The sequence below is a fragment of the Pseudomonas sp. J380 genome (assembly GCF_009827115.1).
GTDB lineage: Bacteria > Pseudomonadota > Gammaproteobacteria > Pseudomonadales > Pseudomonadaceae > Aquipseudomonas > Aquipseudomonas paracarnis.
Map to the genome: position 1 here is coordinate 1,862,658 of NZ_CP043060.1, position 13,390 is coordinate 1,876,047.

At 61.5% G+C, this 13,390-nt stretch carries 16 protein-coding genes; 15 read left to right on the forward strand and 1 reads right to left on the reverse strand.

All coding sequences use genetic code 11. The features are described 5' to 3' along the window. The first annotated feature begins 16 nt into the window (after positions 1–16). The 10 genes from soxR (at position 17) to FXO12_RS08240 (ending at position 7,436) form a co-directional block, all read left to right on the forward strand. A complete protein-coding gene (soxR, locus tag FXO12_RS08195; RefSeq protein ID WP_034127251.1) occupies positions 17–466 on the forward strand; it encodes a redox-sensitive transcriptional activator SoxR in 450 nt (149 codons plus the stop codon). 84 nt (positions 467–550) lie between these two features. Next, positions 551–1,009, forward strand: coding sequence for a VOC family protein (locus FXO12_RS08200; RefSeq protein ID WP_054897881.1), 459 nt, complete (start codon positions 551–553; stop codon positions 1,007–1,009). Positions 1,010–1,291: 282 nt separating this feature from the next. After that, a complete protein-coding gene (locus FXO12_RS08205) occupies positions 1,292–2,494 on the forward strand; it encodes a PepSY domain-containing protein (RefSeq protein WP_034127249.1) in 1,203 nt (400 codons plus the stop codon). Further along, on the forward strand, positions 2,491–3,027 hold the full coding sequence (locus FXO12_RS08210; RefSeq protein ID WP_019817260.1) for a hypothetical protein: 537 nt from the start codon (positions 2,491–2,493) through the stop codon (positions 3,025–3,027). The genes FXO12_RS08205 and FXO12_RS08210 overlap by 4 nt, the downstream gene beginning before the upstream one ends. Continuing rightward, entirely contained in the window at positions 3,024–3,347 is a 324-nt protein-coding gene (locus tag FXO12_RS08215) for a hypothetical protein (RefSeq protein WP_034127248.1), read from the forward strand. Before FXO12_RS08210 ends, FXO12_RS08215 begins: the two co-directional genes overlap by 4 nt. Next, a complete protein-coding gene (locus tag FXO12_RS08220; RefSeq protein WP_057978110.1) occupies positions 3,344–3,904 on the forward strand; it encodes a DUF6162 family protein in 561 nt (186 codons plus the stop codon). The genes FXO12_RS08215 and FXO12_RS08220 overlap by 4 nt, the downstream gene beginning before the upstream one ends. A 19-nt stretch (positions 3,905–3,923) precedes the next feature. Beyond that, positions 3,924–4,844, forward strand: a complete 921-nt coding sequence (locus FXO12_RS08225; protein WP_054897879.1) for a metal ABC transporter substrate-binding protein — start codon at positions 3,924–3,926, stop codon at positions 4,842–4,844. Next, a complete protein-coding gene (locus tag FXO12_RS08230; protein WP_054921674.1) occupies positions 4,841–5,587 on the forward strand; it encodes a metal ABC transporter ATP-binding protein in 747 nt (248 codons plus the stop codon). Before FXO12_RS08225 ends, FXO12_RS08230 begins: the two co-directional genes overlap by 4 nt. Then, entirely contained in the window at positions 5,584–6,483 is a 900-nt protein-coding gene (locus FXO12_RS08235; protein ID WP_054897877.1) for a metal ABC transporter permease, read from the forward strand. The genes FXO12_RS08230 and FXO12_RS08235 overlap by 4 nt, the downstream gene beginning before the upstream one ends. Further along, positions 6,483–7,436, forward strand: coding sequence for a metal ABC transporter solute-binding protein, Zn/Mn family (locus FXO12_RS08240; RefSeq protein WP_057978112.1), 954 nt, complete (start codon positions 6,483–6,485; stop codon positions 7,434–7,436). The genes FXO12_RS08235 and FXO12_RS08240 overlap by 1 nt, the downstream gene beginning before the upstream one ends. A gap of 146 nt (positions 7,437–7,582) precedes the next feature. On the opposite strand, the gene FXO12_RS08245 is transcribed toward FXO12_RS08240, so the two are convergent. After that, a complete protein-coding gene (locus FXO12_RS08245) occupies positions 7,583–8,296 on the reverse strand; it encodes a UTRA domain-containing protein (RefSeq protein ID WP_054897875.1) in 714 nt (237 codons plus the stop codon). 351 nt (positions 8,297–8,647) lie between these two features. On the opposite strand from FXO12_RS08245, the gene FXO12_RS08250 reads away from it, so the two are divergent. The 5 genes from FXO12_RS08250 (at position 8,648) to FXO12_RS08270 (ending at position 13,362) form a co-directional block, all read left to right on the forward strand. After that, the gene (locus FXO12_RS08250; RefSeq protein ID WP_003190150.1) at positions 8,648–9,724 is read left to right on the forward strand and encodes an ABC transporter substrate-binding protein; all 1,077 of its coding nucleotides are present in this window, start codon (positions 8,648–8,650) and stop codon (positions 9,722–9,724) included. A gap of 216 nt (positions 9,725–9,940) precedes the next feature. Continuing rightward, positions 9,941–10,747, forward strand: coding sequence for an alkaline phosphatase family protein (locus FXO12_RS08255; RefSeq protein ID WP_057978114.1), 807 nt, complete (start codon positions 9,941–9,943; stop codon positions 10,745–10,747). Then, on the forward strand, positions 10,744–11,589 hold the full coding sequence (locus tag FXO12_RS08260; protein ID WP_003190145.1) for an ABC transporter permease subunit: 846 nt from the start codon (positions 10,744–10,746) through the stop codon (positions 11,587–11,589). Before FXO12_RS08255 ends, FXO12_RS08260 begins: the two co-directional genes overlap by 4 nt. Next, positions 11,576–12,376 carry an ABC transporter permease gene (locus FXO12_RS08265; RefSeq protein ID WP_032892564.1) on the forward strand — a complete coding sequence of 267 codons (801 nt, stop codon included), beginning with the start codon at positions 11,576–11,578 and terminating at the stop codon, positions 12,374–12,376. Before FXO12_RS08260 ends, FXO12_RS08265 begins: the two co-directional genes overlap by 14 nt. Further along, entirely contained in the window at positions 12,373–13,362 is a 990-nt protein-coding gene (locus FXO12_RS08270; protein WP_034127242.1) for an ABC transporter ATP-binding protein, read from the forward strand. The genes FXO12_RS08265 and FXO12_RS08270 overlap by 4 nt, the downstream gene beginning before the upstream one ends. Positions 13,363–13,390: the final 28 nt, after the last annotated feature.

Consider the following 13,390-nt stretch of genomic DNA (forward strand, 5'->3'; position numbering starts at 1 on the left):
TGTTTGGGAGATGTTCATGCTCAATAAGGAACTCAGCGTCGGGCAGCTCGCTGCTCGCAGCGGCGTAGCGGTTACTGCCCTGCACTTCTACGAGGCAAAAGGGCTGATCAAGAGCAATCGCAATGCAGGTAACCAGCGGCGTTATCCACGGGATGTATTGCGGCGCGTAGTGGTGATCAAGATCGCCCAGCGCCTGGGCATTCCGCTGGCTACCATTGGCGAGGCATTACGCACCTTGCCCGATGAACGCGCACCCAATGTTCACGACTGGGAGCGCCTATCGGCGTTGTGGCGTGAAGATCTGGATGAGCGCATCAACAAACTGGTGCTGCTGCGCGACAAGCTCAATGGCTGCATCGGTTGCGGGTGCTTATCGATGGAGGCGTGCCCGTTGCGCAATCAGGACGATAAGCTCGCTGAGTATGGGCCGGGCGCCCAACTGCTGGAGCCCACCACACCGCCTTGATAAAAGCACCTCGTCGGTTGCCCGCAGGCCACGCATTACGTGGCCTATAGTGAAATGTTCATACCTCGACTCAGGGAGAATGTCATGAACGTTAAAGCTATTCCCGACGGTTATCACAGCCTCACACCTTATATGGGCATCGACAAAGCGGGCGAGGCCATCGAGTTCTACAAAAAAGCCTTTGGCGCCACGCAAGTCATGCGCCTGGACATGCCCGACGGCAGGGTGGGTCATGCCGAACTGCGGATTGGTGATTCATCGCTGATGCTCGGTACGCCCTGCGATCAAATGGCCCTGCGCAATCCGGATGAGCACACCAGCATTGGTCTGCATCTGTATGTGGAAGATGTGGATGCACAATTTCAACGAGCGGTTGATGCCGGCGCCACCGTGGTGTCCGAGCCGAAGGATCAGTTTTATGGCGACCGCTCTGCGAGCGTGAAAGATCCGTTCGGTCATCTCTGGTTCCTGGCCACACACAAGGAAGACCTCACCGAGGAGCAGATCCGCCAGCGCGCCATGGAGTTGTTCAAGCAAGGCTGATAGTTGCAGCGCAATGCACCTCCCATGTAGGAGCTGGTTTGCCTGCAATGAGACGACTCGGTGCATCCGTTGGATCGAGTCGATGTCATCGCAGGCAAGCCAGCTCCCACAGGGTTACGCCATAACCCTGAATGCAATCCTGAAACATTTTCTTTCATATACGCCTTAGGGATTTCTCATTCTCATCCGTCTTAACTTAGATACAGCCTGTCGCGTCAGCAAAAGCTACGACTGGCCTTTTCCGGGCCTCCATCGCCCCCTCCGATCAAGACCCTCATTCATATGTCGAAGAAGTCACGCTCCAAACTCTGGTTTCTCGTTCATAGCTGGCTGGCGTTGCCCATCTGGTTCTTTGTGCTGATCGTCTGCGTCACCGGCACCCTGGCCGTGGTGAGCCAGGAAATCGTGTGGCTGGCCAACCCGGATATCCGCGCCAGCAAGCCGTCGGATGAAGCCCAGCCGTTGAGCTTTGACCAGGTGATCGCGGCCATCAAGCGCGATGAACCCAAGGCTATCGTCCAGTCCATTATCCGCCCGGATGAGTCGCACTTCGCGCTAAGCGTCGGCCTCAGCTACCCGGATGGGCGCTCCGTGGAGGTGTATGCCAACCCCTACACCGGCGCGATCCAGGGCATCAGCCCCTCGTTCAACTTCCAGCAATTCACCCGCGCCCTGCATGGCTGGTGGCTGGTACCGTTCACCAATGGGTACAGTTGGGGCTGGTACCTGGTGTCCGCGCTGGGCTTGCCGCTGCTCGCCTCGTTGGTCACCGGCCTGGTGGTGTACAAGCGCTTCTGGAAAGGCTTCCTTCGTCCTACCCTGCGCATCCGCCATGGCGCGCGAATCTTCTGGGGCGACTTTCACCGCCTGAGCGGCATCTGGTCGATCTGGTTTATCGCGGTCATTTCAATCACTGGCACCTGGTTCCTGATCGAGGCTGTCCTGGGCGACAACCAGATATCCATTTCCAGTGAACCCATCGTGCCAGTGATCGCACGGGATAAGGTGCCGCTGTCGGCGCCGGGCGTGCCGGCACCGATGATCCCTATCGACAAGGCGATCGACATCGCCGCCGAGCGAATCCCCGGCCTGGACGCCAGCTTTGTGTTCATGCCAAGCAACGCCTACAGCCACCTGCAGATCGGCGGGCGTGGCTGGTACCCGTTGATGTTCCAGACCGCACAGCTGAACCCCTATGACGGTGAAATCGCGGTCTCCAACCTGTTGTCCGACCGTACCCCGCTGGAATTCGTCACCGAGTCGATGCGCCCACTGCACACCGGGGACTTTGGCGGTTTGTGGATCAAGCTGATCTGGGCATTCTTCGGCCTGGTGCTGAGCATGATGGTATTGAGCGGCTTGCTGATCTGGACCAAGCGCACCGCCCTGGCCACCCTCAACGCCCTCAAGCGCGAGGCCAAGACGCAACGTCAGCACGTGCCCATCCCGGCCATGCACGCCGACACCTCGGAGGCTCAGCGATGAGCAAGGTCGCAACCGTACCCCCGTCCCCGCTGCGCGCCTTTTGGCTGAAATGGCGTTTCCATATCAACATCCTGCTGTTGCTGGTGCCGCTGGGGTTCATGCCCAAATACTTTGCCGACGCCGCGTTGTTTCGCGGGGATACCGGCATCGGCGAGCGCGTGGCCGGGCAAGTGCAAGTCGGCCCCTGGAGCCTGACGCTGGCTGAGTTTCGCAACGAAGGCCCGAGCCCGAACCCGGCTGGCCCGATGAAGTTCTTCAACGCTGCCCTGTGCGATACCTGTGCCGAGCAGGTCAAGGCCACTTACCTGCGTATCGGCAAACCCCGCAGCCTGCGCGCCGCCGGAGTGATCTTCTTCGGCACGCCGTACCGTATGGGCGCCGCCCTGCCGATCCCCGAACGCACCCCGGCGGACGCCGAAATATGGGTGACCATGGAAGGGTGGGACGGCAGCATGCACCAGGGTTCCATCCCGCTGAGCCAGGCCTCGCCTGCCACCATTGCCTGGCTGAACAAGCAAGGAGTCAAACCATGACGTTCAAGCGCTTCACCCGCGCCGCGCTGTTGCTGTGCGCCGGCCTGAGCACCGCCGCCTTTGCCCACAACCCGATGTGCGAATGCAAGGAAATCCCCGGCGAGCAGATCCAGTGCAAAGGCGGCTTCTCCGACGGCAGTGGCGCCCCCGGCGTTACCCTGGATGTGATCGGCTACGACGAAACCATCCTGGTGCCGGGCAAGCTCGGCGAGGATTCGACCCTGACTTTCAAGAAGCCCGCCGCCGAGTTCTACGTGCTCTTCGATGCCGGCCCCGGCCACGTGGTGGAAATCGACCAAGCGGATATCCCGTCGCAATGAGTATCACACAGGTTGTACGCCCCGCCGGCGCGGGCCACGAAACCCTTTATGTGTTGCTGTTGTGTCTGATCATCCTCGCGGTGGCGGGCACGGTCGTGGCGCTGCATGGGGAAACCCAGGAAGTCGCGGCGGTGCCAAGCCATCAGTTGGACGCCCGCCGCGACCTGAGCGCGGCCGAGCAAGGCATCTACGCCGACCTGCGGGTGACTCTGGATGAAATCCACCTGTTGCAGCAGGAACACAGCGCCCTGCCGACGCCTGAACAACTGGCCGAAGAAGGCTTCGCCCCCTTTGCCCAGGACGCTAGCTCAGTAAGCCGAGGCGGCCACCGCTGGCAGTTGCTGGCACCGGCTGCCTACCTGGGCTTGAGCCAGGCGCCGGCCACCAGCGGTTCGCTGCTGATGCGCGTGCAAGGCAGTGAGCCGGATATCTGGCTCAACCGCAGCGCCAACCTTGCCGCTCCATCCGACCTCACTGACCAGGCGCTGATCGCGGCCGGCTGGCAGCAGGTGGTCGCGCAATTCGATGCCGGCGTTACCCGCCAGCACCGTCACTGAACGAGAAGACCGATTGCCCATGTCCATGTCATCGCCCCTGTTGCGCCTGTTGCTGGTTGGCCTGTTCAGCCTGATGCTCGCCCCCCTTGCCAATGCCGAGGCGGCCAAGCGCCTGCGTATCGGCATTACCTTGCACCCCTATTACAGCTACGTGGCCAATATCGTGGGCGACAAGGCCGAAGTGGTGCCGCTGATTCCCGCCGGCTTCAACCCCCATGCCTACGAGCCGCGCGCCGAAGACATCAAGCGCATCGGCACCCTGGATGTGATCGTGCTCAACGGCGTCGGCCATGACGACTTCGCCGACCGCATGATCGCCACCAGCGAGCGCCCGGACATCCCGGTGATCGAAGCCAACGCCAACGTGCCGCTGCTCGCCGCTACAGGTAACGCGGCACGCGGTGCGGGCAAGGTGGTCAACCCGCACACCTTCCTGTCGATCAGCGCGTCGATTGCCCAGGTCAATAACATTGCCCGTGAGTTGGGCAAGCTCGACCCGGACAACGCCAAAACCTACACCCAGAACGCCCGCGCCTACGGCAAGCGCCTGCGCCAGATGCGCGCCGACGCCCTGGCCAAGCTGACCAGCGCGCCCAACCCGGACCTGCGCGTCGCCACCGTACACGCGGCCTACGACTACCTGTTGCGCGAGTTTGGCCTGGAGGTCACCGCCGTGGTCGAGCCGGCCCACGGTATCGAGCCAAGCCCCAGCCAACTGAAAAAGACCATCGATGAACTGCGTGCCCTGGATGTGAAAGTGATCTTCTCGGAGATGGATTTCCCGTCCACCTACGTCGATACCATCCAGCGTGAATCCGGGGTCAAGCTGTACCCGCTGTCGCATATTTCCTACGGCGAATACAGCGCCGAGAAGTACGAAGTGGAGATGACCGGCAACCTCAACACCGTGGTACGGGCGATTCAGGAGTCGGGAGCATGACCGCCGCACAGCAACTGAACCCCGTCAGCGTCGGCCCCACCCTGAACTTCGACCAGGTCTCGCTGACCCTGGGGCGCACCGTGATCCTTGATGGCGTGAGTTTCCAGGTACAACCGGGCAGCATCCATGCGCTGGTCGGCCCCAACGGCGGCGGCAAAAGCTCGCTGATCAAGACCCTGCTGGGGCAGACGCCGCACCAGGGGCGTTTGAGCCTGGAATGGCCAACCACACCCGGCACCATCGGTTACGTGCCCCAGGCGCTGGAATTTGACCGGGGCTTGCCGATGACTGTGGACGATTTCATGGCTGCCATGTGCCAGCGTCGCCCGGCGTTTCTGGGCCTGTCCAGGCATTACGCAGCAGCGATTGGCGATGCCCTTGAGCGCGTCGGCATGCAAGACAAGCGCAAGCGCCGCATGGGCGCGTTGTCCGGCGGTGAGCGCCAGCGCGTACTGCTGGCCCAGGGGCTGATTCCGGGGCCGCAGTTGCTGGTGCTGGATGAGCCGATGTCGGCCCTCGACGAGGCGGGTATCCAGGTGTTCGAACGGCTATTGAACGACTGGCGCCTGGCAGGGATTACGGTGCTGTGGATCGAGCACGACCTGGAGGCCGTTGGCCGCCTGGCCGACCGTGTCACCGGTCTGAACCGCCGCGTGCTGTTCGACGCCACACCGAAAGAGGCGCTGACCCCGGACCGCCTGCTCACTCTGTTCTCCACCCACCCTCGGAGCCCGGCGCCATGAATTATGAAGCCTTTCGCTTGATGGTCCAGGGCTGGGCCTCCTCCGGTTACCTGCCCGAAGCCCTGGCCTACGGGTTTGTGGTCAACGCCCTGCTCGCCGGCTTGCTGATCGGCCCGGTACTCGGCGGCCTGGGCACGCTGGTGGTGGTCAAGCGCTTTGCGTTTTTCTCCGAAGCGGTCGGCCATGCCGCGCTGACCGGCGTGGCCGTGGGCATCCTGCTGGGAGAACCCTATACCGGGCCTTATGGCAGCCTGTTTGGCTACTGCCTGCTGTTCGGCATCCTGCTCAATTACCTGCGTAACCGCACCGGCCTGGCGCCCGATACCTTGATCGGCGTGTTCCTGTCCGTGTCCCTGGCACTGGGGGCAAGCCTGCTGCTGATCCTGGCCGGCAAGATCAACGTGCACATTCTCGAGAACGTGCTGTTTGGCTCGGTGCTGACGGTCAACGGCAACGATCTGCTGGTACTGGCCATTGTCGGCTCGCTGGTGATGGCCCTGGCATTGCCGTTGTACAACCGCATCATGCTGGCCAGTTTCAACCCGCAATTGGCGGCAGTGCGCGGGGTGGCGGTGAAAAGCCTGGACTACCTGTTCGTGATCCTGGTGACCCTGATCACCGTTGCCGCGGTCAAGGTCATCGGCGCAATCCTGGTCGGCGCCTTGCTGGTGATTCCTGCCGCTGCGGCGCGCCTGTTGAGCCAGTCACTCAAAGGGTTTTTCTGGATCTCGGTGTTGATCGCTACCGTCAGCACCCTGTGCGGCATCCTGCTGCCGATCATCTTCGACCTGCCCATCCCATCCGGCGCCGCCATCATTCTGGTTGCCGGTATCGCCTTCGCCTTCGCCGCCATCGCCCGTGGCGTTGTGCCCAGCCTCAAAGGGAATCTTGGATAATGCGCCCTGTCTTTCGCCCACTGGCCCTGACCATCGCTTGCTTGCTGAGTACGTCGGCGCTGGCCGTCGACGGTTTCGACGCCAAGGACTTCAAAGTCAACCAGGGCCTCGGTCACGCAGCCCTGACCAAGACCAAGCAGCCGGTCAAGGTGCTGGCCTCGCTGCCGATTACCTACGGCTTGGCCGAGGCGCTGCTCAAAGGCACCAACGTAGCGCTTGAACGCGCCGCGCCGGCCAATCTGCCGGGTTCGCGGCAAGTGTCCTACTTCACCGGCCGCGGTGCTGCGGCACTGAACAAGTTGGCGCTGGACGCCGACGCGGCCATCGGCCTGCGCTCACTGTGGGCCGATGACCCGCTGTACCCCGTGGCGCGGCGCAGCAATATCCGCATCGTCGAAGTCGATGCCGCACGCCCGGTGGACGGCGGCTTGCCGGGTATCGCAGTACAACCGGGTGTCACCGATGGCTTGAACAGCCAACCCTGGCAATCGAGCAACAATATGGGGCGCATGGCCGACGTGATGGCCGCCGACCTGAGCCGCCTGGCGCCGGCTGCCAAACCCAGGATCGACGCTAACCTGGCCGCGCTCAAACAGCGTTTACTCAAGCTCACCGCCGACAGCGAGGCGCGCTTGGCCAAGGCCGACAACCTGAGTGTGCTCAGCTTGAGTGATCACTTCGCGTACCTGGTCAGCAGCCTGAACCTGGAAGTGCTCGGCACCGATGCACGGCCCGATGCCGAGTGGACGCCCGAGGCGCTGCAAAAACTCAGCAGCACGTTGAAGGACAACGATGTGGCCGTGGTGCTGCATCACCGTCAACCCAGCGATGCAGTCAAAACCGCCATCACTGCCGGCGGCTCCAGACTGTTGGTATTGAATGTGGACGGCGCCGACCCGGTGACGGAGTTGGAAACCAATGTGGACCAAGTGATCAAGGCACTCACACCCTAGGCAAGCCACCGATCCGTCAGAGATAAACTCGGTTCATTGTGGGAGCTGGCTTGCCTGCGATGCGGACGCCTCGGTTTATCAGGCGCACCGAGTCGATACCATCGCAGGCAAGCCAGCTCCCACATGGGTTCGCGGTGCACCAGCCGCTACACCACATCCACACCCACATGAATCGCATCATGCCGCCAGAACTCCAGGTCACAGTCGATCAGGCGTTGATGCTGGTCGTAATTGACCCGGGCGATGCGCAAGCCCGGGCTGCCTACCGAGACCCGCAGCGCAGCGGCCGCTTCCACCGGCAGTGAGGTCGGCACAATCTCGAAGCGCACCCGCCCGTAGCGCAAGTCATATTTGCTGGCATACAGCTCAGTCATCGACTGATTCAAATCACACGCCAGGATTCCCGGAAAATACTGCGGGTTCAGATAGTGCTCCACATACAACACCAGGCGCCCGTCAATCCTGCGCCCCCGGCAAATCTGGATCACGCTCGACAACGCCGGCAACTGCAACCACGCGCACACCGCCGCCGACGCCGGTTGCAAGCGTGCTGAGATGACCTGCGTGGAAGCCTCACGCCCCTGGTCGCTGACCATCGCGTGAAAATGGCTGCGCTGCATCAGGTTATAGGCCAGCCGTGGCGGCGAGACGAACCAGCCCCGACGCTCTTCGCGGTAAATCTGCCCTTGGGCCTCAAGCTGTAACAAGGCTTCCCGCACGGTAATCCGAGTGGTACCAAACAACTCGCTGAGCTTGCGTTCGGCGGGCAGTTTGCTGGCAGGCGGCAACAGGCCATGGTCGATCTGCTCTTGCAGCGCCAGGCCGATGGAGGTTACCGCCTTGATTGCCTCATCACGCATCAACGTTACCTATCTGGACTAGACCAGCACCGTTCAGGTGCACAAAACGCGCTCTATCTGGGCTTCTGCTGCTGTGTGCCAGCCTAGGCACTCCACATGACCGACAGATGACAAAGGCTGTCGACTGCCTCTACCACCCCCTGCAATACATCGGCCAAGTCCAGAGCCTGCGGGCACTTGGACATGGTCTACGCTAAGTCGGAGCTGAGCGACATCAGCGCTTCAAAAACGACATCGACATGAAACTGTCATCCAGGGGGCCTAGATTGGCTCAGGTATTGCTGACCTAGACCAAACCACCGCTAACGTTCAGATAAAACGCCGCGTTGAAAACGCCCAAAGGAGCTTCGGATGAAACAGCTTTTCCTGGCATCACTGTTAGGCTCGACCATTGCCATGTGCACCGCCGCCATGGCTGCTGATACCGATCTAAAAACCTTGGAAGCCGCCGCCAAAGCGGAAGGCGCCGTCAACAGCGTCGGCATGCCCGATGACTGGGCCAACTGGAAAGGCACCTGGGAAGACCTGGCCAAGACCTACGGCCTCAAGCACATCGACACCGACATGAGCTCGGCCCAGGAAATCGCCAAGTTCAAAGCCGAAAAAGACAACGCCAGCGCCGATATCGGTGACGTGGGCGCAGCCTTCGGCCCGATCGCGGTGAAACAGGAAGTCACCCAGCCGTACAAACCGTCCACCTGGGCGCAGGTGCCGGATTGGGCGAAAGACAAGGACGGTCACTGGGCCCTGGCCTACACCGGCACCATTGCCTTTATCGTCAACAAGAAGCTGCTGCACGGCTCCGAAGTGCCCACCACCTGGGCTGACCTGCAAACCGGTAAATACAAGGTCTCGGTGGGTGACGTGAGCACCGCCGCCCAAGCCTCCAACGCGGTCCTCGCCGCGGCCATCGCCAACAAGGGTGACGAGAAAAACATCGCGCCGGGCCTGCAATTTTTCACCAAGATCGCCCAGCAAGGTCGGCTCTCGCTGTCCAACCCGACCATCGCCACCATGGAAAAAGGCGAAGTCGAAGTGGGCCTCGTCTGGGACTTCAACGGCCTGAGCTACAAGGCCAAGATGGCCAACCCGGATGACTACGTGGTGCTGATCCCCTCGGATGGCTCGGTGAAATCCGGCTACACCACCATCATCAACAAATACGCCAAGCACCCGAACGCCGCCAAGCTCACCCGCGAATACATCTTCAGCGATGCCGGCCAGCTCAACCTGGCACGCGGCAATGCGCGTCCGATCCGGGCTGAAACCGACTTGAAACTGCCGGCAGATGTTGCCAAAAACCTGATCCCGGGCGAGCAGTACACCAAGGCCAACCCGCAGCCGATCAAGGATGCCGATGCGTGGGAAGCGACGTCCAAGAAGCTGCCACAGATGTGGAACGAGCAAGTCATCGTAGAAATGAAGTAATCGGTCTCTCTGATCCAAAGGCGGTCAGTGTGGGAGCTGGCTTGCTGTGGCGAGGGAGCTTGCTCCCGCTCGACAGCGTAGCTGGAGCCGGCTTTTTGGGGGTGCTCCGCACCCCAGCGCAAGCAAAGTTGCTCGCCACAACAAGCCAGCTCCCACATTTGATCCCATCCCAAGTTGATACTGAGCCATACCCTCTGTTGCGGAGCCCCAGCCCCCATGAAGCACACTGTCATCCTTGTGGTGCTCGACGGCCTCAACTTCGAGGTTGCCCGGCACGCCATGGGGCACTTGCAGGCCTACGTCGGCGCAGGACGCGCAGCCCTCTACACACTGGAATGTGAACTGCCTGCCCTGTCCCGCCCGTTGTATGAATGCATCCTCACCGGCGTGCCGCCGATCCAAAGCGGTGTCGTGCACAACAACGTCTCGCGCCTGTCCACCCAGCGCAGCATTTTCCATTACGCCACCGACGCCGGCTTGAGCACCGCGGCGGCGGCTTACCACTGGGTCAGCGAGTTGTATAACCGCACGCCCTTTCTCGCCGCCCGCGATCGTCACACCGACGACAAGGCGCTGGCGATCCAGCACGGGCATTTCTACTGGAATGACCACTACCCCGATTCCCACCTGTTCGCCGACGCCGAAAGCCTGCGGCTCAAGCACGCGCCAAACTTTTTGCTGGTGCACCCGATGAACATCGACGACGCCGGCCACAAGCATGGCCTCGACACCTCGCAATACCGCAACAGCGCACGCTCGGCTGACATTATCCTGGCCGACTACCTGCAAGGCTGGCTCGATGGCGGCTACCAGGTACTGGTCACCGCCGACCACGGCATGAACAACGACCGCTCCCACAACGGCCTGTTGCGCGAAGAACGGGAAGTGCCACTGTTTGTCATCGGTGACGCCTTCAGCCTAGACAGCGACGCTGCGCCGAAACAGACCGACCTGTGCGGCACCGTCTGCGAACTGCTCGGCGTGCCCCACGACAAACCTGTGTGCCGGGAGTTGCTCAAGTGAATGCATTGACCCGCGGTAAATGGCTGGCCCTGCTATGCCTGCTGCCCTTCGCACTGTTCTTTATCGTGTTCGAGATCGCACCGCTGGTGTGGGTGCTGATCAGCAGCCTGCAAACCGAAGAGGCCGGCTGGAGCCTGGAAAACTTCACCCGCATCTTCACCTCGAAGTTCTACCGGCAGGCCATCCAGTTCAGCCTGGAGATCAGTTTCTACTCCAGCATCTTCGGCATCATCATCGCCACTCTGGGCAGCTACTCGCTGCGCCGGGTGGATTCGCCGCTGCGCAACTTCGTCACCGCGTTCGCCAACATGACCAGCAACTTCGCCGGAGTCCCGCTGGCCTTCGCGTTCATCATCCTGCTGGGGTTCAACGGCAGCATCACCCTCATGCTCAAGCAGGCCGGGATCATCGAGGACTTCAACCTGTACTCGAAAACCGGCTTGATCATCCTCTATACCTACTTCCAGATTCCCCTCGGCGTACTGTTGCTCTACCCGGCCTTTGACGCATTGCGCGAAGACTGGCGTGAATCGGCCGCCCTGCTAGGTGCGAATGGCTGGCAGTTCTGGCGCCATATCGGCCTGCCGGTGCTCACCCCGGCCCTGCTCGGCACCTTTGTGATCCTGCTGGCCAATGCCCTGGGCGCCTACGCCACGGTCTATGCGCTTACTACCGGCAACTTCAACGTGCTGCCAATTCGCATTGCCGGCCTGGTCTCCGGCGATGTGTCGCTGGACCCGAACATGGCCAGCGCCCTGGCCGTGGTGCTGGTGGCGCTGATGACCGTGGTCACGGTGGTGCATCAACTGCTGCTCAAGAGGAGCTACCATGTCTCGCGCTGAAGCCGGTACGGCCTCCCTCTACCATCGGGTGGTGGTGTACCTGTTGTTCCTGATCCTGGTGCTGCCGCTGGTGGGCACTTTTGTCTACTCGATTTCCAGCAGTTGGTCGGCAACCATCCTGCCCGCCGGCTTCAGCGTGAAATGGTATGTACAGCTGTGGAGCGACCCGCGCTTTCTGATGGCCTTCGGGCAATCGTTGCTGGTATGCGTGGGCGCACTTATCCTCTCGGTGGTGTTGATCTTGCCGCTGCTGTTCGTGGTGCATTACCACTTTCCCAAGCTCGACGCGCTGATGAACATCCTGATCCTGCTGCCCTTTGCGGTGCCGCCGGTGGTGTCCTCGGTAGGCTTGCTGCAACTGTACGGTTCCGGGCCGCTGGCGATGGTGGGCACGCCGTGGATTTTGATCGGCTGCTACTTCACCGTCGCGCTGCCGTTCATGTACCGAGCGATCACCAACAACCTGCAAGCCATCAACCTGCGCGACCTGATGGACGCTTCGCAACTGCTCGGCGCCAGCACCTGGCAGGCCGCGATCCTGGTGGTGCTGCCCAACCTGCGCAAGGGCCTGATGGTGGCGCTGCTGTTGTCGTTCTCGTTCCTGTTTGGCGAGTTCGTGTTCGCCAACATCCTCGTCGGCACCCGCTACGAAACCCTGCAGGTGTACCTCAACAACATGCGCAACAGCAGTGGCCATTTCACCAGTGCCGTGGTGATCTCCTATTTCTTCTTCGTGCTGGTACTGACCTGGGCCGCCACTCTCTTGAACAAGGACAAAAGCCAATGAGCTTCGTCAGCGTCCAACACCTGCAAAAAGGCTACGCCGGCACCCCGGTGTTCAGCGATATCAATTGCGAGGTCGCCAAAGGCGAGTTCGTCACCCTGCTCGGCCCGTCCGGTTGCGGCAAATCCACTTTGCTGCGCTGCATCGCCGGGCTTACGCCGGTGGACAGTGGCCAAATCCTCCTGGATGGCCAGGACATCGTGCCCCTGAGCCCACAGAAACGCCAGATCGGCATGGTGTTCCAGAGCTACGCGTTGTTCCCCAACATGACTGTGGAACAGAACGTTGCCTTCGGCCTGCGCATGCAAAAGGTCAATGCCGACGACAGCCACAAGCGCGTGCAAGAGGTGCTGCAACTGGTGGAGCTCAAGGACCTGGCCGGCCGCTATCCGCACCAAATGTCCGGTGGCCAGTGCCAGCGCGTCGCCCTCGCCCGCTCACTGGTGACCCGCCCGCGCCTGCTGCTGCTGGATGAACCGCTGTCGGCATTGGATGCACGGATTCGCAAGCATTTGCGCGAACAGATCCGCCAGATCCAGCGCGAACTGGGGTTGACCACGATCTTCGTGACCCATGACCAGGAAGAAGCCCTGACCATGTCCGACCGCATCTTCTTGATGAACCAGGGCAAGATCGTGCAGAGCGGTGATGCCGAAACCCTCTATACCGCGCCGGTGGATGTGTTCGCTGCTGGGTTTATCGGCAACTACAACCTGCTCGATGCCGACAAGGCCAGCCAACTGCTGCAGCGACCGATCAGCGGGCGCATCGCGATTCGCCCCGAAGCCATCGAGTTGAGCCGCAGTGGCGAGCTCGATGCGTTGGTGCGTAGCCACAGCCTGCTGGGTAACGTAATTCGCTACCGCATCGAAGCCCGTGGCGTCGAGCTGGTGGTGGACGTGCTCAATCGTTCGGCCGACGACCTGCACCCGGACGGCCAGCGCCTGGCACTTTCCATCGACCCCAGCGCACTGTGTGAAGTAGCCTGACAGGCAGCGACCTATTGAGAGAGAGCAT

Excerpts from the sequence above, each read along its gene's own strand:
- soxR (WP_034127251.1), top strand. The coding sequence starts at position 17 with ATGCTCAATAAGGAACTCAGCGTCGGGCAGCTCGCTGCTCGCAGCGGC.
- FXO12_RS08200 (WP_054897881.1), top strand. The coding sequence starts at position 551 with ATGAACGTTAAAGCTATTCCCGACGGTTATCACAGCCTCACACCTTAT.
- FXO12_RS08205 (WP_034127249.1), top strand. The coding sequence starts at position 1,292 with ATGTCGAAGAAGTCACGCTCCAAACTCTGGTTTCTCGTTCATAGCTGG.
- FXO12_RS08210 (WP_019817260.1), top strand. The coding sequence starts at position 2,491 with ATGAGCAAGGTCGCAACCGTACCCCCGTCCCCGCTGCGCGCCTTTTGG.
- FXO12_RS08215 (WP_034127248.1), top strand. The coding sequence starts at position 3,024 with ATGACGTTCAAGCGCTTCACCCGCGCCGCGCTGTTGCTGTGCGCCGGC.
- FXO12_RS08220 (WP_057978110.1), top strand. The coding sequence starts at position 3,344 with ATGAGTATCACACAGGTTGTACGCCCCGCCGGCGCGGGCCACGAAACC.
- FXO12_RS08225 (WP_054897879.1), top strand. The coding sequence starts at position 3,924 with ATGTCCATGTCATCGCCCCTGTTGCGCCTGTTGCTGGTTGGCCTGTTC.
- FXO12_RS08230 (WP_054921674.1), top strand. The coding sequence starts at position 4,841 with ATGACCGCCGCACAGCAACTGAACCCCGTCAGCGTCGGCCCCACCCTG.
- FXO12_RS08235 (WP_054897877.1), top strand. The coding sequence starts at position 5,584 with ATGAATTATGAAGCCTTTCGCTTGATGGTCCAGGGCTGGGCCTCCTCC.
- FXO12_RS08240 (WP_057978112.1), top strand. The coding sequence starts at position 6,483 with ATGCGCCCTGTCTTTCGCCCACTGGCCCTGACCATCGCTTGCTTGCTG.
- FXO12_RS08245 (WP_054897875.1), bottom strand. The coding sequence starts at position 8,296 with ATGCGTGATGAGGCAATCAAGGCGGTAACCTCCATCGGCCTGGCGCTG.
- FXO12_RS08250 (WP_003190150.1), top strand. The coding sequence starts at position 8,648 with ATGAAACAGCTTTTCCTGGCATCACTGTTAGGCTCGACCATTGCCATG.
- FXO12_RS08255 (WP_057978114.1), top strand. The coding sequence starts at position 9,941 with ATGAAGCACACTGTCATCCTTGTGGTGCTCGACGGCCTCAACTTCGAG.
- FXO12_RS08265 (WP_032892564.1), top strand. The coding sequence starts at position 11,576 with ATGTCTCGCGCTGAAGCCGGTACGGCCTCCCTCTACCATCGGGTGGTG.
- FXO12_RS08270 (WP_034127242.1), top strand. The coding sequence starts at position 12,373 with ATGAGCTTCGTCAGCGTCCAACACCTGCAAAAAGGCTACGCCGGCACC.